Source organism: Streptomyces sp. LHD-70 (assembly GCF_031157275.1).
Classification (GTDB): domain Bacteria; phylum Actinomycetota; class Actinomycetes; order Streptomycetales; family Streptomycetaceae; genus Streptomyces.
In genome coordinates this window covers 477,486-497,805 of the sequence record NZ_JAVIFW010000001.1, presented here as the reverse complement: position 1 = coordinate 497,805, position 20,320 = coordinate 477,486, and the positions used below count along the sequence as shown (strand labels likewise).

Genomic DNA, 20,320 nt, shown 5'->3' with positions numbered 1-20,320 from the left:
CGAACCGCGGTTCTAGAACGCGTTCTAGGCCGATGGTCACCATGTATAACGCAGCCCTCCGTGCTTGTGAAGACTCCCAACTGACGGAATGTCAGATGAACGGGGCCTGCCCGCAACCACAGAGCGCCCATTGCGACAAACCGCCCTAATCTGGGCGTATGAATGAAATGCCTCCGGACCGCCGCCCCAGCAAGAGCGTGCGCGTCCTGCTCGCCGAGGATCCGAGCATGAGCCGCGGCGCGCTGGCCCTGCTGCTCGGCATGGAGCCGGACCTCGCAGTGGTCGCGCAGGTCGGCGCGGGCGACCGGGTGGTGGCCGAGGCCCTGACCGTACGGCCGGACGTGGCGCTGCTCGACGTCGAACTGCCGGGGCGCGACGGCCTGGACGTGGCGGCGGGGCTGCGCGCGGAGTGCCCGGACTGCGCGGTCCTCGTCCTCACGACGTACGGGCGCCCCGGTCTGCTGCGCCGCGCCCTCGACGCGGGCGTGGCGGGCGTGCTCGTGAAGGACGGGCCGGTCGGGGAGCTGGCGGAGGCGATCAGGCGGGTGCTGCGCGGCGAGACGGTCGTCGACCCGGCCCTGGCCGCTGCCGCGCGCCGCGAGAAGCCCGCGTCAGGCTGAGGTGGTGCGCCGCTCGGCCGTCCCGCGCGGCATCCAGAGCAGCATCACGACGACCCCGGCGAGCAGGAAGAACGCACTGGTGCGGAACGCCGCCGCGTACCCCTCCGTCAGCGCCTCGGGGCTGACCGGCGCCAGGCTGCCCGAGCCGGCCGCGTGGGAGGCGGCGACCGTGGAGAGCACGCTCAGGCCGAGCGAACCGCCCATGGTGCGGGAGGTGTTGATGAGGCCGGAGACGAGACCCGCGTCGCCGGGGGCGGCGCCGGACGTGGCGAGGGAGGCGAGCGGCGTGGAGGCGAGGCCCGCGCCGAGCATCATCACGATGCCGGGCAGCATGATCGACGTGATGTACGTGCCGTCCGCGGTCATCGTCGACTGCCAGCCGAAGCCGGCCGCGGCGATCAGGATGCCGAGCATCGACACGTTCCGCGCGCCGAGCCGCGGCATCAGTCGCGGGGCGAGCTTGGAGCCGACGACGACGGTGAGCGAGGACGGGATGAGCGCGAGCCCGGCCTTCAGGGGCGAGTAGTCGAGGACGTTCTGCGCGTACAGCGTCATGAAGAACCACATGGCGAACATGGCGCCGCCGCAGATGAACATCGACGCGTTGGCCGCCGACACCGACCGCACCTTGAACAGCTTCAGCGGCATGAGCGGCACCCGCGTCCGCGCCTCCACGAGCAGGAACAGCAGGAGCAGCGCGAGCCCGGCGCCCAGCGGGGCGAGCGTGGCGGGCGCCGTCCAGCCCTCGACCTCGGTCTGGACGATGCCGTACGCGAGGGTGGCGAGGCCCGCCGTGACGAGGACCGCGCCCGGCAGGTCGAGGCGGCGGGCCTGGCCGGAGCGGCTTTCGCTGAGCCAGACCGCACCGGCGACGATGACGAGGGCGCCGATCGGCACGTTGATGAGGAGCACCCAGCGCCAGGACAGCAGGTCGGTGAGGACTCCGCCGACGAGCCCGCCGGCCGCGCCGCCGCCCGCCCCGACCGCGGACCAGGTGCCGATCGCCCGCACCCGCGCGGGCCCCTCGGGCACCGCCGACGTGAGGATCGTCAGGGTCGACGGGGCGAGGACGGCCGCGCCCAGGCCCTGGACGGCGCGGGCGGCGAGGAGCTGCCAGTCGGCCTGCGCGAGGCCGCCGGCGAGCGAGGCGGCGGTGAAGAGTCCGAGCCCGACGAGGAACATCCGCTTCCGCCCGAAGAGGTCCCCGGCCCGCCCGCCGAGCAGCATGAACCCGGCGAAGGCGATCGAGTAGGCGTTGACGACCCACTGCAGGCCGATCGCGCTCATCCCGAGGTCGGCGCGCATCGACGGCAGCGCGGTGTTGACCACGGACACGTCGAGCACGACGAGGAACTGGCCCGCGCAGGCGGCGAGCATGACCGCCCACAGGGGGGCGGTCTTGCGGGTGGGCTGGGCTATGTGGATGTCGGTGGGGCTCTGGACCATGACGGCCATGCTCTCAGGGCGGGCACCCCGGTGGCATCGGGGCATGGTCGGACCCGACCTCGGTCGCGGGGACTAGGGCCTGTCTTCAAACTCCCGTCGTCTCCCGGAGGGAGGCCCCGCGGCGTTCGGTGCGTGCTCTCGGCGTGCCGGGCGTCTCGGGGTAGGCGGGAGTTTGAAGACAGGGCCTAGGCCTCGTCAGGTCCCCGGCACCCTCCGAGCCCTTCGGTCAGTTCCCGAGCCATATCTCCTCCATGTCGTCGATGGCGTCCTCGGTGTGGGCGACACGGAACACGGACAATTCCCGGCCCTCCCGGCCCTCCTCGCCCTCTCGGTACAGCGGGCTGACCTTGCTCAGGGCGAGGGTGCAGAGCCCGTCCCAGTTGGGACCCATGCCCTCCTCGCCCAGTTCGAGGTCCGCGTCGGCAATGTCCTGCGCGGTGATTCCGAAGGCGGTGGTCACGGCGGCAACAGAGCCATCGAGCTCCCAGTCGCCCTCCTTGGCCCCGTCGGCCGCGAACAGCCGGGTTCCGTCCGGGTGGATGATCTTCCAGGCGCCGAGCGGCATGTTGTAGTCGATGACGCACCACGCGATGACGACCGCGTCGGGGTAGCGCTCGGCCAGGGCTTCCGCCTCTGCTTCCACCGGATGGCTGCCGTCGCGGTGGACCAGGCCGGGGTCGGTGATCTCGATGACGTCGCCCCAGCAGCCGACCCGCACCAACTCCAGGTCCGCGCGGGTCTCGGCGAACAGGCCCTCGGTCGCCGCGGCCGTGCCCAGGTCGTCGACGACCGTCTCTATGGTGCCGAAGGACTCGGCGAATCGGCGGGCCGCGACGGGGTCGTGCGCGGACAGCTCGGCCCCGGCGGAAGCGGCCGGGGTGGTTGCCGCATGGCGTACGACGGTCAGGCGGTACTCCCCGACGTAGTCGACCTCCGCGTCAGCAGGCGTGTACCAGGAAGAAGTGTCAGCGGTCTCAGTCATGAGCGAAACCCTAACGAGCACCACTGACAATCAACGGCCCGCCTTTTCCGCCTAGTTGAAGCCCCGCAGCATCGTCACCACGGCCGCCCCGCCCAACCCGATGTTGTGCGCCAACCCGACCCGCGCATCGGGAACCTGACGGGACCCCGCCGCCCCCCGCAACTGCCACGTCAGCTCCGCGGCCTGCGCAAGCCCCGTCGCCCCCAGGGGATGCCCCTTGGAGATCAACCCCCCGGACGGGTTGACGACCCACTTCCCCCCGTACGTCGTCGCCCCCGACTCCACCAGCTTCCCCGACTCCCCGTCCTCGCACAGCCCGAGCGCCTCGTACGTGAGGAGTTCGTTGATGGAGAAGCAGTCGTGCAGCTCGATCACGTCGACGTCGTCGATGCCGAGCCCGGACGCCTCGTACACCTGCTCCGCCGCCGCCCTCGACATGGGCTTGCCGACGACGTCGATGCACGAGCCGGAGTCGAAGGAGGCCGCGGTGTCGGTGGTCATGGCCTGGGCGACGATCTCCACGGCGCGGTCACCGAGCCCGTGCTGCTCGACGAACCGCTCGGAGACCACGACGGCCGCCGCCGCGCCGTCCGACGTGGGCGAGCACTGCAGTTTGGTGAGCGGCCGGTGGATGGTCTTGGCGGCGAGGATCTCCTCGACCGTGTACACGTCCTGGAACTGCGCGTACGGATTGTGCGCCGAGTGCCGGTGGTTCTTGGCGCCGACCGCCGCGAGCTGCGCCTCCGTGGTCCCGTACAACTCCATGTGCTCGCGGGCCGCGTCGCCGAAGATCTGGGCGGTGGGCGGGGACATCTCGAAGCCGTGCTTGGCGGCCATGATCCCGTAGTGCCGGGCCACTGGGGACGTCTTGAAGTCGCCCCCATCCGAGCCACCGCCGAGCGCCCCGCGCGCCATCTTCTCGAAGCCGAGCGCGAGCACGCAGTCGTTCATCCCGCCCGCGACGAACTGCCGGGCCATCATCAGGGCGGTCGAGGCGGTCGCGCAGTTGTTGTTGACGTTGTAGACCGGCACACCGCTCAGCCCGAGTTCGTACGCGGCGCGCTGTCCGGCCGTCGACGCCTGGAAGCAGTACCCGACGGGCACCTGCTCGACCTTCCCGTACGAAATCCCGGCGTCCTCAAGGGCCTTGGTCCCGGCCTCCTTGGCCATGTCCCAGTACTGCCAGTCGCGCGTCTCGGGCTTCTCGAACTTGGTCATGCCGACACCGACGATGTACGTCTTCACAGCGGAGCCTTCCGGGAAGTGCGGTCAGATGAGGGGACGCGGCTCGGGATCACGGGGCAGCCCGAGGAGCCGTTCCGCGACGACGTTCAGCTGCACCTGCGTGGTGCCGCCCGCGATGGTCAGGCAGCGGGACATCAGGAACCCGTGCACGGCCCGCTCGCCCGCGCCCTCGCGCACCGCCCCGGCCGGGCCGAGCAGTTCGAGCGCCAGCTCGGCGACCTTCTGCTGGTGCGGGGTCTGCACGAGTTTCCTGATGGACGCCCCGGCCCCGGGTTCGGCCCCGGCGACCTGGCGCATGGTCGTACGAAGTCCGATACAGGCCAGGGCGTGCGCCTCGGCGGCCAGCGCGCCGATCCGGGCGCGGCAGGCGCCGTCGAGGTCGGCGGCGCGGGCGATGAGCGCTTCGAGGCCGGTGTCGAACGTCAACTGGTCGGCCATGTGGACGCGTTCGTTGCCGAGGGTGTTGCGGGCGACCCGCCAGCCGTCGTTCACCTCGCCCACGACGGCGTCGGCGGGAAGCACCACGTCATCGAAGTAGACCTCGTTGAAGAGGGAGTCGCCGGTGATCTCCTTGAGGGGACGTACATCGATGCCCGGCGTGTTCTTCATGTCGACAAGGAAATAAGTGAGCCCCTTGTGCTTGGGCGCGTCCGGGTCGGTGCGGGCGAGCAGGATCCCGAAGTCCGCCCACTGCGCGGCGCTCGTCCACACCTTCTGCCCGTTGACCCGCCACCGCCCGTCGTCGAGCCGCTCGGCCCGGGTGCGCAGGGCCGCCAGGTCCGAGCCCGCCTCCGGCTCACTGAACAACTGGCACCAGAGCACGTCCCCGCGCAGGGTCGGCGCGAGGTGCCGCTCCTGCTGTTCCTCGGTCCCGTACGCGATGAGCGACGGCACGACCCAGGTGGCGATGCCCAGATCACTCACCTTCACTCCGGCCGCCTTCAACTCCTCCTGAACAGCGAGCTGTTGGACGGGTCCGGCCCCGAGTCCGTACGGGGGCGGAAGGTGCGGGGCGGCGTACCCGGTGGGCGCGAGGGCGCGGCGGGCGGAGGCGGGGTCGAGGCCGCGCGCCCCCTCGACCGTCTCGCGCGCGTCACGCCGATACGCATCGGCCTCGGCGGGAAGATCCAGGCGCAGCTCCCTGCGGGCCCCGGTCTCGGCGAGGCGCACGGCACGCGCGCGGTGCGTGTCCCCGCCGCCGAGCAACTGCCGCGCGACGAGCGCCCGGCGGAGGAACAGATGGGCATCGTGCTCCCAGGTGAACCCGATGCCGCCGAGGATCTGGATGCAGTCCTTGGCGCAGGAGTGGGCGGCGTCGAGGGCGGTCGCGGCGGCGAGCGACGCGACGAGCCCGCGTACGTCGGGGGTGTCGGTTTCCGCCGCCCTGGCCGCGTCCCAGGCGAGGGCACGCGCCTGCTCGACCCGTACGAGCATGTCGGCACACAGGTGCTTCACCCCTTGGAACTGCCCGATCGGCCGCCCGAACTGCTCGCGCACCTGGGCGTGTTCGGCGGCGATCCGCAGGGCCCGGTCGGCGGTTCCGCAGGCGTCGGCGGCGTACAGGGTGGCGGCGAGGTCGCGTACGAGGGCGGTGTCGAGGCGGTTCAGGACACGCGTGGCGGGCACCTGGGTGTGCGTGGCGACGACTTGGGCGGTGGGCCGGGTCGGGTCGGCGCTCTCGTGCCCGCGCACGGAGACATCGGCCGCGTCCACCGCCATCCATACGGTGCCGGTGGCGGACTCGGCGGCGAGCAGCAGCAGGTCGGCCTCGCCGCCGGAGAGCACGGGCGGGGCGGTGCCGTCGAGCACGTACCCGTCGCCTTCGGCCACGGCGGTGAGCGTTCCGGCACCCAGTGCGGCGGCACCGATCCGCTCTCCGGCGGCGAGCTGCCGTACCAACTCACCCTGTCCGGCGGCCCGATGCAGGGCGGTGAGGGCCAGGGCGTTGGCAAGGTACGGCCCGGGAAGCGCGGCCTTCGCCGCCTCTTCGAGTACGACGGCGAGGTCGACGAGATCGCCGCCCCCTCCCCCGTACTCCTCGGGCAGATGCGGCGCGAGCAGCCCCTGCTCGGCGAGCCCGGCCCAGTAGGCGGGCCGCCCGGCGGTGCCGCTCGGGGCGTCGAGCAGTTTGCGCGTCTCCTCGGGCGGTACGGAGCGGGCCACCCAGCCGCGCACCGCTTCGGCCAACTCCCGCTGTTCTTCGCTGACTCCGATGCTTCCTGCACTTCCCGTGCTTCCGATGCCCATGCGGGGCACAGTAGAACACGTTCCATTCTGACGGAAGGTCAGAAACACGTTCGGGGCACGGGAACGACATCGGCCCCCGGAGCCGCGCTTGGCTCGGGGGGCCGATGAATGCGCGCGAAGCGCGAGACTCAGGCGGTGGCCGACCCCAGACCCAGCGGGATGTCCTTGACGGTGACCGAGACGGAGTCGATGGAGCCGTCGGTCAGCACGGGCAGACCGTTGGGGCCCTGGGCAAAGTTGGCCTTCAGGCCCTCCACGCTGCCACCGACGGACAGGCCGCCAGCAATGCTGTCGAGGTCGGCGTCGGCTATCTCAGCGGTCTCGATGCGCGAGGTGTCGCTCATGGTGAGGAGTGTCCTTCGTGTCTGGTGGGAAGTCGTACCACTGGACCCAATCACGCCCGCACACCGCAGCAATCCCCCAACTCCCCATCTTTCACAGCCCGTTCACCGGACTCCCGCACCTCGCTTCGCATCCGCGACGAAGGCGGCGAAGGCGTCGGGACTGACGGTGAAGGCGCCGCCGTCGGGGTTCTTGGAGTCGCGGACGGCGATGCGGGTGGGGAGTTCGGCGATCTCGACGCAGTCGCCGCCGGTCGTTCCGCTGTACGAGGACTTACGCCACGTCGCGCCCGTCAGCTCCTGGTTGGCATGCATAACGCTCCTCCATTACGCGGGCGATCAGGGCCGCCGAGTCCTCCACGGAGAGCGCAGCGGCCTGCAGATGATCGTAACGGAGTGAACCTTCCCTGACGGCTTGCGGGTTGGCCGTCATGTGCCCCTGCACGAAGTCCTCGGTGTAGACGACGTCCGGATCATTGTCGAAGCGCAGCAAGTTGAAGGTGCCATCCAGTCCGACGTGAGCACCCGCTTCGAACGGCAGGACCTGAATCTTCACCCAATCCCGCCCCTGCAGATCCAACAGGCGGTCCAGTTGGGTTCGCATGACGTCCCGACCACCCATCTCCTGACGCAGGACGGCCTCGCTCAGTACGACCCAGACCAGCGGCGGCTCCTCCCGCTCCAGCACGCGCTGGCGTTCAAGCCGAGCCGCCACGTTGGCATCGAGGTCACCGTCGGACCGTACGCCGAGGACGGCCCGCGCGTACCCCTCCGTCTGCAACAGCCCGTACACCAACTGAGCCTGGTACGTGGAGATATACGAGGCTCGCGCCTCCATCTCCGCGTACGCCTGGAACCAACTGGGCAACTGACTCCGCAGCACAAGCCCGACCAGTCGGCCGAAGTGCCCATCAGTCCCCAGCGCCGCGTCCAACCGCTCGGAGAGCTCTCTCGTAGGAACCTTGTGCGCGGTCTCGATCTGGCCGATGAGGGACCCCGTACAGAAGACGATGCCGCCCAACTCCCCCTGTTTAAGGCCCGCTTCCTCTCTCAGGCGGCGGAGTTCGGAGCCGTAGTAGTCCAGCGGGGAGGCGCCGGGGTCGAGGTTGCGGATGTTGGCCATGCGGACGGCCACCCCCAAGTTCACGCTGTGCGAGGTTCGGTTCAGCTGGTAGCCGAGCGTAATCAGCGCACCGCACGATGGCGTCGTGAATCCATCAACTGGCCGCGAGGCGACGGAAATTGAGTACTGCTACCGGCTGAGCATGACGCTCGGTGAACACTCAGTCGGCCACTTCCGCCGCATCCTGCGCATGCTGCTCAAGTCCTGGCGGATGACCGACGTCTGCGACGCGGCGGAACTGGCCCTGACGGAACTGGTGACGAACGTGCTCCGCCACGTACCGGAAGACCCGCACTGCACAGTCCAAATCCTGCGCCACGCGCGCGTGCTGCGAGTCGAGGTAACGGACCGCAGCCCGAACCCGCTCCACGCGCGGACCCCGGAGGGCCTGAGCGAAGGCGGTCGCGGCCTACTCCTCGTCGACGCGGTATCAGACCACTGGGGCACTACCCCGGCACCTACCGGCCCACCGGGCAAGACGGTGTGGTTCGAGTGCGAGACGAAGAACGACGACGACCGATGACGTGTGCGCCGTACGCTGACAGGCCCGTGGCAAGCGGTAGCACCACGTAGCACTCGGGAGCTACTGTTGATTCCATGACCGCACAGCCGGAGATCACCCAGCGCGATCTGCGCACCAGGTCCAGAGAGATCATGGACGCCGTACAGCACGGCCAGACGTTCACCGTCACGCGGGACGGGCACCAGATCGGTGAGCTGGTTCCGCTGCGCCGACGCAGGAGGTTCGTCCCGCGTGGCGAATTCGCGGCCATGTCACGCACCGCTCCCGACATCTCGGTGGACGCGTTCCGCGCCGACCAGGAGGCAACTGCCGAGCAGGAGCTGGGCGACCGTTATGCCCGTTGAGCACCACCAGGGACTCCTCGACACCAACATCCTGATCCTGCGCAAGTGGCTGGACCCGAACGAACTGCCCGCCGAGGTAGCCATCACGGCCATCACCTTGGCAGAGCTCTCGGCAGGGCCGCACGAGGTCCGCAGCAACACGGAACAGGACGACTACGACGAGCACGCCGAGCGCGCCCGCCGGATGGACGTCCTGCAGCGCGCCGAGAACGAGTTCGACCCCATCCCTTTCGACACCGAGGCTGCCCGCGCTTTCGGAAGGATTTGCGCGGCCGTGATCAGCTCCGGCCGCAAACCCCGGCGGCGGGTCGCCGACCTCATGATCGCTGCCATCGCCGTTGCAGAGCAGCTACCGCTCTTCACCACCAACCCCGACGACTTCAAGGGTCTCGACGATCTGCTCACCGTCGTTCCGGTCACCAGACCGCAGGTGCTGCACGACCGCTAGGTAGCGAGGAACCCCGCGATCCCCTCCGAGATCCCCTTCGCCGCCTTCTGCCGCCACGCGGCGCTCGTAAGCAACGCCTCATCCCGCGAGTCCCGCATATTCCCGCACTCCAGGAAGACCTTCGGGACCTTGGAGAGGTTGAGACCGCCGAGGTCGGTGCGGGTGTCGAGGCCTGTGCCGCCGCCGATGTAGTTGGAGGGGGCGCTTCCGGTGGCGCGTACGAAGCTGCCCGCGAGGCGTTCGCCCAGGTCGCGGGAGGGGCCGACGATCTTGCCGGTGTCCGCGGCGCCCGCGTCGACCTTGCCCGGCATGATCACGTGGAAGCCGCGGTTGCCCTCGCCCGAGCCGTCCGCGTGCAGGGAGATCACGGCGTCGGCGTCCGCCTTGTTGCCGATCTGGGCGCGTTCGTCCACACAGGGGCCGAAGGAGCGGTCACCGTCCTGGGTGAATTTCACGGTCGCGCCCTGCTTCTCCAGGAGCGTGCGGACCTTGCGGGCCAGGTCGAGCGTGAACTCGGCCTCGCTGTAGCCGTCGTTGGTGGCCGTGCCCGTGGTGTCGCATTCCTTCTTGTTCGTACCGATGTCCACGGAGCGGGCGATGTCGGCCGTGTGATCGCGGTTGTTCGGGTTGTGTCCCGGGTCGATGACGACCGTCTTGCCGGTCAGTTCACCGGCGTCGGCGGGCCGGGACTTCGAGGGCGACGCGGACCGCTCCGGCTGCACGGACGGCGCCGGATTCTTCCCGCTGCCCTCGGACGCACCCGGCGCCGCCCCCGCGGGCCCCGAGCCGCCCGAGCCGCTCCCGCCCTGCCACAGCAGGAAGCCCACAAGTCCCACAGGGACCAGCGCGGCAACGGCGACAAGGCCGACGCGGCGCCGGGGGCGGTGTGCGGCGGTCGCGAAGGCGGGCGAAGGGTTGTCCGGATCGTCGTACGACACGTCCGCGAGCCTAACCGGGACCCCCGCGGGGCGAGGGAACCCCCTCAGGCCCCGGCCCCCGTCCGCCGCAGCACGCGCAGCGAACCGTGCGCCGAGACCTCCGTGAACGCGCCGGAGTCGAGTGCCCGCAGGTAGACGCGGTACGGGGCCTGGCCCGTGAACTCGTCCACCGGGTCCGGGAACACGTCGTGGATGAGGAGGAGCCCGCCCTCGGCGAGGTGCGGCGCCCAGCCCTCGTAGTCCGCGCTCGCGTGCTCGTCGGTGTGGCCGCCGTCGATGAAGACGAAGCCGACCTTGCCGCCCCAGACCGCCGCCACCTGCGGCGAACGCCCCACGACCGCGATCACGTGCTCCTCGAGGCCCGCCCGGTGCAGGGTGCGCCGGAAGGTGGGCAGCGTGTCCATGAGGCCGAGCTCCGGGTCGACCACCTCCGGGTCGTGGTAGTCCCAGCCGGGCTGCTGCTCCTCACTTCCGCGGTGGTGGTCGACGGTGACAGCTGTCACACCGCAGGCGCGGGCCGCGTCCGCGAGCAGCACGGTGGAGCGCCCGCAGTACGTGCCGACCTCGAGCAGCGGCAGCCCCAGCGCACCGGCCCGCACGGCGGCCGCGTACAGCGCGAGACCCTCGTCGAGGGGCATGAAACCTTTCGCGGCCTCGAAAGCGTCCATGACCTCGGGCTTCGGCGCCGGAGGGACAGCGGGTGCGGGGACGGTCACAAGAGGCCTCCTGGAATGCGTGAAAGGGGCGGTGCGGAGCGCGTGAACTGGGCAGATCACGGGGCGGATCACGGTCAGGTGGCGGTCTTTATACCGACCAGACACCCCGGCCCGCCGGGCGATATTGTCATCCGTACGATGGGGGGTCATCCAACCCCCCCACGCTTCGCACCCCGCGTACCGGCGACAGCGACGCCTGACGACTCGACCATTTACGAAGGACCTGAAGTGAACTTCCGCTCTCTCACTCGAGGCGACGCAGTGGTGATCGGAGCAGCGGTGTTGCTGTTCATCGCCTCTTTCCTCAACTCCACCAGCGGCGACTCCGGCTACTCCGTCACCCCGTGGGAGTTCCTCGGCAACGCCATCGGTCTCTACATGGTGGGGATCATCGGCGCGGCCCTGATCGTCGTGAACCGCGCGCTGCCGCAGCCGCGCAAGGTCGCCGGCATCGAGCTCGGCCACATCGGCATCGTGCTGACCGTCGCGGTCGCCTGGCAGTTCTTCTGGACGATCCTCGACGCCTCGGGTGCCGGTCCGGCCCTGATCCTCGGCCTCATCGCCTCGCTCGCCCTCGCGGGCGGCGCCGTCGCCACCCCGCTCGTCCCGGCCCTGAGCGCCGACCTCATGGGTGCCCCGAAGCCGCAGCCGATGTACGGCGGCCAGCCGCAGCCGGGCGGGTACGGCTACCCGGGCGCCCAGCAGGGCCAGCCCTACCCCGGCCAGCAGCAGCCCTACGGCGGCCAGCAGGTCCCGGGTCAGCAGCAGGCCGCCCCGCAGGACCACAGCCAGGGCCAGGGCCAGGCCGCCCAGACCCAGGCGCCGGCTCAGGCGCAGGCGCAGGGTGACTTCGCCCCGTTCTGGTTCGCGGTGCCCGTGCAGCGCCCGCTGTACGCCGAGGACGGCAACCCCACTCCGATCGCCGAGCTGGCGCCGGGCACCTGGTACCTCGCGGTCGAGCAGCGCGGCCCCGGCCTGGTGGCCCAGACGCAGGACGGCCGTCGCGGCGTGCTGCAGGACACCACGGGCATCCAGCGCGGCTGACCCCACGCCGACACCGCGGCTTCACGGCCCCCGTTCCGTACGTTCGTACGCGGAACGGGGGCCGTTGCCATGTCGCGGCGACGCCCGTACAGTCGCCCCACCACACCGGAACTGACGTACCGTCAAAAACGTCAAGAACCGTGCACGGGAGGGCAGATGCGGCTCGGGCTCGCACTCGGCTACTGGGGGCGCGGCCCCGACGCGGAGCACATCGCGCTGGCGCGGGAGGCCGAGCGGCTCGGCTACTCCTCCGTGTGGACGGCGGAGGCCTGGGGCTCGGACGCGTTCACCGCGCTGACCTGGATCGCCGCGCACACCTCGACCATCGAACTCGGCACGGCCGTCGCGCAGATGGCGGCCCGCACGCCGACCGCCACCGCGATGCACGCCCTCACCCTCGACCACCTCTCCGGCGGCCGCATGGCCCTCGGCCTCGGGCTGTCGGGGCCGCAGGTGGTGGAGGGGTGGTACGGGCGACCGTTCCCGCGCAGCCCGCTCACGGCGACCCGCGAGTACGTGGACGTCATCCGCCAAGTCCTGCGCCGCGAGGGCCCGGTGACGCTCGACGGGCGCTTCCATCCGCTCCCGTACGACGGCGACGACGGCACCGGGATCGGCAAGCCGCTCAAGCCGATCACCCACCCGCTCCGGGCCGACCTGCCGGTCTTCCTCGGCGCGGAGGGCCCGAAGAACATCGCGCAGACGGTACGGATCGCCGACGGCTGGCTGCCGCTGTACTGGTCGCCGCTGCGGACGGATGTGTACGAGGCGTCCTTGGACGGCGTACGGGACGGGTTCCGGATCGCCCCCATGGCGCGGGCCAAGGTGTGCGAGGACGTCGCGGAAGGGCTGCTCCCGGTCAAGGCGATGCTCGGCTTCTACATCGGCGGGATGGGCCACGCGGCGAAGAACTTCCACGCCGACCTGATGGCTCGTATGGGGTACGAGGCCGAGGCGCGGCAGATCCAGGACCTGTTCGCCGAGGGCCGCCGCGAGGAGGCCGTGCTCGCCGTGCCGGATGCGTTCGCCGACGAGATCTCGCTGGTGGGCCCGCGCGAACGGATCGCGGAACGCCTTGAGTTGTGGCGCAAGGGCCCGGTGACGGACCTGCTGGTCCTCGCGCCGGACCGCCGGACGCTGCGGGTGCTCGCGGAGCTCAACGGCTGAGGCGCGCGGGCGGCTGCGGCCGAGTGCAGGCCAGGGACCGAACGCCCGTCAGTCGCCCTTCAGTCGCCGGTCAGTTGGGACATCTTCGGCACCTTGTCCTTCACCGGTGCGCCCGCGTCCTTGCCCGCGTCCTTCACGGAGTTGATGACGTCGTCGAAGACCCCGGCCGCGTCGTCCGCGCCCTTGCCCTTGCGGAGCTTGGCCGGCAGGTCCTTGAGGGACTCGATGCCCGCGGCGAGCGGGGCCACGGCCTTGGAGAGGAGCGGGTCGCCCTTGGCGTTCTTCACGGCCGCCTTGAGCCGGTTGTACGCGAACGCGCCCGCGAGTCCCGCCTTGATCAGCGTGAACTTCCGGCCCTTCGCGCCCTTCTTGAACTTGCCGTCGCGGGCGGGCTTCACGATCCACTGGTAGGTGGCGCCCGCGGCGAGGCCCGCGTTGGCCACGAACCGGGTCTTCGCGAACTTCTGCTTCTCGGCCGTGGTGGTCGGCTTCGGGGTCGGTGCGGCGACCGCCGCGGCCTTGACGTCCGAAGCACCCTTGCCGGAGGCCCCGCAGGCGGTGCCGCCCACGACGAGCGCACAGCACAGGGTCAGGGCGAGGAGCAGGTGCTTCAGGCGGGATATCGGTACGGGACGGGTGGTGCTTGACACGGCGGAACCTCCGGAGGGGAGCCGATGAAGTGGACCTCCCTCAAGCTCACCCGGCCCCCTGCGCTGCGCCACTCGGGCGAGCCCGAACGGGGGGGTGAGCGGCGGCCTGCCGGGCGCCGCACGGGTTTACGGAGGCGGTTTCCGGTCAGGGATGTGTCATGACCACGCACCGGAACGGCACAGGAAAAGCCAGTACCGCCGTGGCAATCGTCGCGGACGTGCTGGCCGCCATCCTCGCCCTGTGGATCCTGATGTATCTGCTGTCCGCCAACCCGGACAACGACCTGGTCCAGGTCGTACGCGAGTCCGCTCGCTGGCTCGCCGGCTGGTCCCACGACCTGTTCACCTTCGACGCCGCCTGGGCCCGGGTGGTCGCGGGCTACGGCCTGGCCGCTGTCGTGTACCTCCTGGTCGGCCACATCGCGGCGGACCGGATCCGCAGGCTCTGACGTGCCCCGACAGGGGCTGAATATCAGCCCCTGTCAGCAGCAGTCCGGCTCAAGCCCCGCCGGCAGGCGGTCCGTACCGAAGACCGCGCACGTCGCCTCGTGTCCCCCGAGCGCCGCCACCGCGAGCAGCAGCGCGCCCGCCGTCCAGGCCGTCTGCTCCTCGGGCCAGATCGCCGCGTCGTCGAAGACGTACCCCGTCCAGTACAGGCCGGTGCTCTCGTCCCGCAGGTGGCCGATGGACTTGAGGATGTCCAGGGCGCGGTCGGACTCCCCCATCACCCAGAGGGCGAGGGCGAGTTCGGCGCTCTCGCCGCCGGTGACCCACGGGTTGGGCACGACGCAGCGGACCCCGAGGTCCGGCACCACGAAGCGGTCCCAGCTCTCCTCGATCCGGGCCTTCGCCGCGGTGCCGGTGAGCGCTCCGCCGAGGACCGGGTAGTACCAGTCCATGGAGTAGCGGTCCTTGTCGAGGAAGCGCTCGGGGTGCCGACGGATGGCGTGGCCGAGCGCACCGGCCGCCAACTCCCAGTCGGGCTGCGGCTCTTCGCGCGCCTCGGCGATGGCGAGGGCGCAGCGCAGCGCCTGGTGGACGGAGGAGCAGCCGGTGAGCAGCGCGTCCGTGACGACGGTGCCGTCCTCCTCGCGCTTCCAGCCGATCTCGCCGCCGGGCTGCTGCAGGGTGAGGACGCACTCGACCGCCGAGACGACCGTCGGCCACATCCGGTCGAGGAACGCGTCGTCGCCGGTGGCCAGGTGGTGGTGCCAGACGCCGACGGCGACGTACGCGCAGAAGTTGGACTCCACGCTCCGGTCGGTGGGCCGGTCCGCGTCCCCGTCGGCGTACGCCGCGTACCAGGAGCCGTCCGGGTTCTGATGCCGGGCCAGCCAGTCGTACGCGCGGGCCGCGGCCTCGTGTTCGCCGGCCGTGTCGAGGGCCATGGCGGCCTCGATGTGGTCCCAGGGGTCGAGGTGGTGGCCGCGGAACCAGGGTATGGCGCCGTCGTCGCGCTGCCCGGCGCGGATGCCGCGGACCGTCTGCGCGGCCTGGTCGGCGGTGAGCACCCCGGGCAGGACGAGGTGGTCGGTGCGGGGTGTCGTCACGAAGCGTCCGCCACGGCCGCCGCGGGCAGGTGCGGCTTGGTGGCGTAGGCCACGAAGCTCTTGCCGATCAGGGGGTTGAGGGCCTGCTCGGCGACGCGGGTCGCGAGCGGCTTCTTCATGATGTCCCAGACCAGGAGCTTGTGGTACGCGCGCACCGGCAGCGCCTTGTCGTTGTCCACGCCGAAGGCGCACTTCAGCCACCAGTACGGGGAGTGCAGCGCGTGTGCGTGGTGCGTGCCGTACGGCTTGAGCCCGGCTTCCTTCATCCGGCCGAGCAGCTCCTCCGCCTTGTAGATGCGGATGTGGCCGCCCTCGACCTCGTGGTAGGCGTCGGAGAGCGTCCAGCAGACCTTCTCCGGGCCGTACCGCGGCACGGTCACGGCGATCCGCCCGCCGGGCTTCAGCACCCGCACCATCTCGGCGAGCACGCCCTTGTCGTCGGGGATGTGCTCCATCACTTCACTGATGATGACGACGTCGAACGACTCGTCGGGGAAGGGGAGTTGGAGCGCGTCGCCCTCCATGGCGGTGGCGGTCGCGCCCGCGGGGGCCTCCCCGGCCTCCTTCATGGCGGCGAACCACTTGGCGACCTCGCGGATCTCCTCCGCGTTCTGATCCAGCGCCACGACGTGCGCTCCGCGCCGGTAGCACTCGAAGGCGTGCCGCCCGGCACCGCACCCCAGATCGAGGACACGGTCGCCCGCGGCGAGCGGGAAGCGGGTGAAGTCGACGGTCAGCAAGTGGGCCTGCCTTTGGGGTTGAAAATTGAGCCTGTCCTGGGGGTACCGCCCAGCGGTAGCTGGGGGAGATTGAGGACGAGCCCGAAGGGCGATACGGGGTCCGGGGCGGAGCCCCGAGGCCGTCCGCAGGACTTTCGGGAAGGGGCGGGGCGGGGCGAGCTCATCGCGCAACCCCCACACGCGGCGCAGCCTCCATCGCCGCCCGGTACCGCTCAGCCGTCCCCTCCGCAGCCCGCGCCCAGGTGAACCGGGACAGCACCCGCTCCCGGCCCGCGGCGCCGAGCCGCACCCGAAGCTCCCGGTCGCCAAGAACCCGGCACAGCCCAGCGGCCAGCGCCCCCGCGTCCCCGGGCGGCACGGCCAGGCACGTACGACCGTCCTCGCCGGCGACTTCGGGGATGGCGCCGCCCGTGGTCGCGACCAGCGGAGTCCCCGTCGCCATGGCCTCCGCGGCAGGCAGCGAGAACCCCTCGTACAGCGACGGCACGCACGCGACCTGCGCGCTGCGCATCAGGTCGACCAGCTCCCGGTCGGAGATGCCCTTCACGAACTCGACGGCGCCCTCCAGGCCGTACCGCTCGATGGCCGCGGCGACCGGCCCGTCCTCGGCGCGCTTGCCGACGACGACGAGATGCGCGCCGGGGTGCTCGGCGCGCACCTTGGCGAGCGCCTCGACGAGATGGATCAGGCCCTTGAGCGGTACGTCGGCACTGGACGTCGTCACGATCCGCCCCGGCACCTCCGCCACCGCCGGATCGGGCGAGAAGAGGTCGGTGTCGGCCCCGATGTGCACGACGTGGATGCGGTCCGCGCGTACGCCGAGGTGGTCGACGATCTCCTGGCGGGAGGTGCCGGAGACGGTGAGCACGGAGGGCAGCCGGCGGGCGACGCGCTTCTGCATGCGCGTGAAGCCGTACCAGCGGCGCTTGGAGAGGCGGCCCTTCCAGTCGGCTGCGGCGTCGATCTCCAGCTGCCGGTCGACGGTGATGGGGTGGTGGATGGTCGTCACGAGCGGCGCGCCGATCGCGTCCGGGCCGCCGAGGAGCCCGTATCCGAGCGTCTGGTTGTCGTGCACGACGTCGAACTCCCCGCGGCGGGCGGCGAGATGGCGGCGGGCGCGCAGCGAGAACGTGAGCGGCTCGGGGAAGCCGCCGGTGCGCATCGTGGCGAACTCGACCGCGTCCACCCAGTCCCGGAACTCCGCGCGCTTCGGCGTACGGAACGGGTCGGGGCTGCGGTACAGGTCGAGGCTGGGCAGCTCGGTCAGCGGGACGCCCTCGTCGAGCACGGGGTAGGGCTGCGCGCCGATGACCTCGACGTGGTGGCCGAGGCGGGCGAGCTCGCGGGAGAGGTGGCGTACGTACACACCCTGGCCGCCGCAGAACGGGTTCCCTTTGTAGGTGAGCATCGCGATCCGCAGCGGGCGGTCGCCGCCCGGCTTCGCGATCGTGCCGGAGCCCGTGAGGGACCCCACCGCACAGCCCGTTCCGGGGCCTGTCTCCATGGCCTCAGCGGTCACGCGCGGCCCCCTTCTCCCTGCGGCTCCCGCGACACTACGTCGGGACGCTAACCTAGAACAAGTTTCAGACTTGATCGCTTGAGAGCTTCGAATTTACCGGCAGGTAACGACACCGGAAGGCCTGGATCAGGTGATTCGCGCCACGACGGAGCCCCTGCCATGCTGTGCTCCTCGCGGGCCCGGATCCCAGGCTCGCTGGATCGGCATCACGGAACGGGACATATGACTGCGGAAGTGGAAGTGAAGGACTCCGGCGCGGCATCCCCTCCCCTGACCGAGCGTCAGGAAGCCCGGCGACGCCGCATCCTGCACGCCAGCGCGCAACTGGCCAGCAGGGGCGGGTTCGACGCGGTGCAGATGCGCGAGGTCGCCGAGGCCGCCGGCGTCGCCCTCGGCACGCTCTACCGCTACTTCCCGTCCAAGGTGCACCTGCTCGTCGCGACCATGCAGGACCAGCTCCAGCACATGCATACGACGCTCCGCAAGCGCCCGCCCGCCGGGGACGACGCGGCCGAGCGGGTCGCCGAGACGCTGATGCGGGCCTTCCGCGCCCTGCAGCGCGAGCCGCATCTGGCCGACGCGATGGTCCGCGCCCTGACCTTCGCGGACCGCTCGGTCTCCCCCGAGGTCGACACGGTCTCCCGGCTCACCACGGCGATCATCCTGGACGCGATGGGCCTGGACGCCGAGCCGACCCCGCAGCAGCTGTCCGCGGTCCGGGTCATCGAGCACACCTGGCACTCGGCCCTGATCACCTGGTTGTCGGGGCGGGCCTCGATCGCCCAGGTGAAGATCGACATCGAGACGGTGTGCAGGCTGATCGACCTGACGACACCCAAGGAGCGGGGCGCACCGTAGCCCCGCCCCTTCCTCGTACGGCTACTCCTCCGGCGGAAACACCGGCTCCCCCGTCCCCAGGACAGTGAGGGAGATCGCCTCCACCGGACACCCCTCCGCCGCCGCGAGCACGTCCTCATCGGCGTCCGTCTCCGTATGGACGGGATGGGACTGCCGCGCGGAGTCAAGGCGGAAGCCCTCCGCGGCAGCGTTCACGCACATCCCGGAGCCGATGCACAGGCTCCGGTCCACCTCGACCTGCCAGCGGTCACCCATCGGGACACCTCACCCTTCATAGCCGGACGGCAGGTGGATCATCTTGTGCTCGAAGTACTCCCCGTACCCCTCGGGCCCGAACTCCCGCCCCAGGCCGGAGTTCTTGTAGCCGCCGAAGGGGCCGAGCATGTCGAGGCTGAAGGTGTTGACGCTGTACGTGCCGGTGCGGACCCGCCGGGCGATGTCGATGCCGCGCTCGACGTCGGCGGTCCAGACGCTGCCGCTCAGCCCGTAGTCGGAGTCGTTGGCGATCTTCACGGCCTCGGCCTCGTCGTCGTACGGGAGCAGGCAGATCACCGGGCCGAAGATCTCCTCGCGGGCGATCCGCATGGAGTTGTCGACCTCGCCGAACAGGGTGGGCTCGACGTACCAGCCCTTGTCCAGGCCCGCCGGACGGCCGCCGCCCGCGAGGACCTTGGCGCCCTCTTCCTGGCCGATGCGGATGTAGTCGAGGGAGCGCTGCTGCTGGCGCTTCGCGACGAGCGGGCCGAGTTCGGTGGCCGGGTCGAGCGGGTCGCCGACCTTCAGACCCGAGGCGGCCGCGGCGAAGGCCTCGGCGAACTCGTCGTAGCGGGAGCGCGGTACGAGGATCCGGGTCTGGGCCACGCAGGCCTGGCCGTTGATCATCCAGGCGAAGGGCGCGATGCCCTGCACGGCGGTGCTCGCATCGGCGTCGGGCAGCACGATCGCGGCTGACTTTCCGCCCAACTCCAGTGTGACGCGGGTGAGGTGACGGGCGCAGACCTCCATCACGCGCTTGCCCGCGGCGACCGAGCCGGTGAACGAGACCTTGTCGACGCCGGGGTGCCCGACGAGGTACTCGCTGACCTCGCGGTCTGCGGGTATGACCGAGAGCACCCCCTCGGGCAGCCCGGCCTCGGCGGCGATCTCGGCGAGCAGGTAGCCGTCGAGCGGGGTCTCGGGCGAGACCTTGAGGACCACCGGGCAGCCGGCGAGCAGCGCGGGCGCGAGCTTGGCGGCGGCGGTGAACTGCGGGACGTTCCACGGCACCACGGCCGCCACGACCCCCACGGGCTCGCGCCGGACGAGCAGCTTGCCGAGCACGCCGTCGCGCTTCTCCTCGTAGGTGAAGTCGCGGGCGGTGGTGATGGCGGAGTCCCAGACCATCATCGCGGCGAGGGCCTGCACCATGACGCTGGACGTGTATGGGGTGCCGTTCTGGCCGCTGATGACGCGGGCGATCTCCTCGTGCCGGACCGCGAAGGCGTCCTTGATCCGGGTGACGACCTCGATCCGCTCGTCGAGCGTCATCCTGGGCCAGGGTCCGTCGTCGAAGGCGCGGCGGGCGGCGGCGACGGCCCGGTCCACGTCGGCGGGCGCGGCGTGCGGCACCCGTCCGACGACTTCCTCGGTGTGCGGGGAGATCACCTCGATGACGTCCCTGCCGAGGGGGTCCGCCCACTCCCCGCCGATGAACAGCTTCTGATGCTCCACGAGCTCGGTCATGGCCGGTTTCCTCCCGGGGGACGTACCGTATCTGACGCGCTTTCAGAACTGATACCAGTTCTACTTCTAGGAGTCCACGGCCCGGACGCACGCGGGG

General features: G+C 70.8%; 22 protein-coding genes and 1 pseudogene. 8 read left to right on the top strand and 15 right to left on the bottom strand.

Annotated elements, in window-relative coordinates; genetic code table 11:
- Nucleotides 1-158: 158 nt before the first annotated feature.
- Nucleotides 159-608 (top strand): annotated as a pseudogene (locus tag RCO28_RS02215) (response regulator); the annotation flags it as partial.
- 3 nt (nucleotides 609-611) lie between these two features.
- Here the strand turns inward: RCO28_RS02215 and RCO28_RS02210 are convergent.
- From RCO28_RS02210 to RCO28_RS02180, 7 genes are all read right to left on the bottom strand, one after another.
- Complete coding sequence (locus RCO28_RS02210; protein ID WP_308939177.1) at nucleotides 612-2,066, bottom strand: MFS transporter; 1,455 nt, start codon at nucleotides 2,064-2,066, stop codon at nucleotides 612-614.
- Nucleotides 2,067-2,292: 226 nt separating this feature from the next.
- Nucleotides 2,293-3,048, bottom strand: a complete 756-nt coding sequence (locus RCO28_RS02205) for a DUF6333 family protein (protein WP_308939176.1) — start codon at nucleotides 3,046-3,048, stop codon at nucleotides 2,293-2,295.
- A 51-nt stretch (nucleotides 3,049-3,099) separates the two neighbouring features.
- The gene (locus tag RCO28_RS02200; RefSeq protein ID WP_308939175.1) at nucleotides 3,100-4,293 is read right to left on the bottom strand and encodes a lipid-transfer protein; all 1,194 of its coding nucleotides are present in this window, start codon (nucleotides 4,291-4,293) and stop codon (nucleotides 3,100-3,102) included.
- A gap of 24 nt (nucleotides 4,294-4,317) precedes the next feature.
- The gene (locus RCO28_RS02195; protein ID WP_308939174.1) at nucleotides 4,318-6,540 is read right to left on the bottom strand and encodes an acyl-CoA dehydrogenase; all 2,223 of its coding nucleotides are present in this window, start codon (nucleotides 6,538-6,540) and stop codon (nucleotides 4,318-4,320) included.
- 128 nt (nucleotides 6,541-6,668) lie between these two features.
- On the bottom strand, nucleotides 6,669-6,884 hold the full coding sequence (locus RCO28_RS02190) for a hypothetical protein (protein WP_308939173.1): 216 nt from the start codon (nucleotides 6,882-6,884) through the stop codon (nucleotides 6,669-6,671).
- A gap of 102 nt (nucleotides 6,885-6,986) precedes the next feature.
- On the bottom strand, nucleotides 6,987-7,196 hold the full coding sequence (locus RCO28_RS02185) for a DUF397 domain-containing protein (RefSeq protein WP_308939172.1): 210 nt from the start codon (nucleotides 7,194-7,196) through the stop codon (nucleotides 6,987-6,989).
- On the bottom strand, nucleotides 7,156-8,004 hold the full coding sequence (locus RCO28_RS02180; RefSeq protein ID WP_308939171.1) for a helix-turn-helix transcriptional regulator: 849 nt from the start codon (nucleotides 8,002-8,004) through the stop codon (nucleotides 7,156-7,158). Before RCO28_RS02180 ends, RCO28_RS02185 begins: the two co-directional genes overlap by 41 nt.
- An 85-nt stretch (nucleotides 8,005-8,089) precedes the next feature.
- On the opposite strand from RCO28_RS02180, the gene RCO28_RS02175 reads away from it, so the two are divergent.
- The 3 genes from RCO28_RS02175 (at nucleotide 8,090) to RCO28_RS02165 (ending at nucleotide 9,319) form a co-directional block, all read left to right on the top strand.
- A complete protein-coding gene (locus tag RCO28_RS02175; protein ID WP_308939170.1) occupies nucleotides 8,090-8,527 on the top strand; it encodes an ATP-binding protein in 438 nt (145 codons plus the stop codon).
- A gap of 74 nt (nucleotides 8,528-8,601) precedes the next feature.
- Entirely contained in the window at nucleotides 8,602-8,871 is a 270-nt protein-coding gene (locus tag RCO28_RS02170; protein WP_308939169.1) for a prevent-host-death protein, read from the top strand.
- A complete protein-coding gene (locus tag RCO28_RS02165; RefSeq protein WP_308939168.1) occupies nucleotides 8,861-9,319 on the top strand; it encodes a type II toxin-antitoxin system VapC family toxin in 459 nt (152 codons plus the stop codon). Before RCO28_RS02170 ends, RCO28_RS02165 begins: the two co-directional genes overlap by 11 nt.
- On the opposite strand, the gene RCO28_RS02160 is transcribed toward RCO28_RS02165, so the two are convergent.
- Together RCO28_RS02160 and RCO28_RS02155 are read right to left on the bottom strand one after the other, a co-directional pair.
- Nucleotides 9,316-10,257, bottom strand: a complete 942-nt coding sequence (locus RCO28_RS02160; protein WP_308939167.1) for an N-acetylmuramoyl-L-alanine amidase — start codon at nucleotides 10,255-10,257, stop codon at nucleotides 9,316-9,318. The two genes, RCO28_RS02165 and RCO28_RS02160, sit on opposite strands and share 4 nt — an antisense overlap.
- 44 nt (nucleotides 10,258-10,301) lie before the next feature.
- Nucleotides 10,302-10,925 (bottom strand): class I SAM-dependent methyltransferase, encoded by a 624-nt coding sequence (locus RCO28_RS02155; RefSeq protein WP_308939669.1) that lies wholly within the window; start codon nucleotides 10,923-10,925, stop codon nucleotides 10,302-10,304.
- Nucleotides 10,926-11,201: 276 nt separating this feature from the next.
- Between RCO28_RS02155 and RCO28_RS02150 the strand changes: the two genes are divergently transcribed.
- Both RCO28_RS02150 and RCO28_RS02145 read left to right on the top strand, forming a co-directional pair.
- Entirely contained in the window at nucleotides 11,202-12,017 is an 816-nt protein-coding gene (locus tag RCO28_RS02150; protein ID WP_308939166.1) for a hypothetical protein, read from the top strand.
- A 156-nt stretch (nucleotides 12,018-12,173) separates the two neighbouring features.
- A complete protein-coding gene (locus RCO28_RS02145; RefSeq protein WP_308939165.1) occupies nucleotides 12,174-13,184 on the top strand; it encodes an LLM class F420-dependent oxidoreductase in 1,011 nt (336 codons plus the stop codon).
- 59 nt (nucleotides 13,185-13,243) lie between these two features.
- Here RCO28_RS02145 and RCO28_RS02140 read toward each other — a convergent pair whose 3' ends face one another.
- Nucleotides 13,244-13,834 carry a hypothetical protein gene (locus RCO28_RS02140; RefSeq protein ID WP_308939164.1) on the bottom strand — a complete coding sequence of 197 codons (591 nt, stop codon included), beginning with the start codon at nucleotides 13,832-13,834 and terminating at the stop codon, nucleotides 13,244-13,246.
- 158 nt (nucleotides 13,835-13,992) lie between these two features.
- On the opposite strand from RCO28_RS02140, the gene RCO28_RS02135 reads away from it, so the two are divergent.
- The gene (locus tag RCO28_RS02135; RefSeq protein WP_308939163.1) at nucleotides 13,993-14,283 is read left to right on the top strand and encodes a hypothetical protein; all 291 of its coding nucleotides are present in this window, start codon (nucleotides 13,993-13,995) and stop codon (nucleotides 14,281-14,283) included.
- 33 nt (nucleotides 14,284-14,316) lie between these two features.
- On the opposite strand, the gene RCO28_RS02130 is transcribed toward RCO28_RS02135, so the two are convergent.
- From RCO28_RS02130 to RCO28_RS02120, 3 genes are all read right to left on the bottom strand, one after another.
- On the bottom strand, nucleotides 14,317-15,384 hold the full coding sequence (locus tag RCO28_RS02130; protein ID WP_308939162.1) for a terpene cyclase/mutase family protein: 1,068 nt from the start codon (nucleotides 15,382-15,384) through the stop codon (nucleotides 14,317-14,319).
- Nucleotides 15,381-16,124 (bottom strand): methyltransferase domain-containing protein, encoded by a 744-nt coding sequence (locus RCO28_RS02125; protein WP_308939161.1) that lies wholly within the window; start codon nucleotides 16,122-16,124, stop codon nucleotides 15,381-15,383. The genes RCO28_RS02130 and RCO28_RS02125 overlap by 4 nt, the downstream gene beginning before the upstream one ends.
- 160 nt (nucleotides 16,125-16,284) lie before the next feature.
- Nucleotides 16,285-17,643, bottom strand: coding sequence for a glycosyltransferase family 4 protein (locus RCO28_RS02120; RefSeq protein WP_374991077.1), 1,359 nt, complete (start codon nucleotides 17,641-17,643; stop codon nucleotides 16,285-16,287).
- Nucleotides 17,644-17,865: 222 nt separating this feature from the next.
- On the opposite strand from RCO28_RS02120, the gene RCO28_RS02115 reads away from it, so the two are divergent.
- The gene (locus RCO28_RS02115; protein ID WP_308939160.1) at nucleotides 17,866-18,501 is read left to right on the top strand and encodes a TetR family transcriptional regulator; all 636 of its coding nucleotides are present in this window, start codon (nucleotides 17,866-17,868) and stop codon (nucleotides 18,499-18,501) included.
- 21 nt (nucleotides 18,502-18,522) lie between these two features.
- Here the strand turns inward: RCO28_RS02115 and RCO28_RS02110 are convergent, their stop codons facing one another.
- Together RCO28_RS02110 and RCO28_RS02105 are read right to left on the bottom strand one after the other, a co-directional pair.
- Nucleotides 18,523-18,756, bottom strand: coding sequence for a ferredoxin (locus tag RCO28_RS02110; RefSeq protein WP_308939159.1), 234 nt, complete (start codon nucleotides 18,754-18,756; stop codon nucleotides 18,523-18,525).
- Nucleotides 18,757-18,765: 9 nt separating this feature from the next.
- A complete protein-coding gene (locus RCO28_RS02105) occupies nucleotides 18,766-20,223 on the bottom strand; it encodes an aldehyde dehydrogenase (RefSeq protein ID WP_308939158.1) in 1,458 nt (485 codons plus the stop codon).
- Between the last annotated feature and the right edge of the window lie 97 nt (nucleotides 20,224-20,320).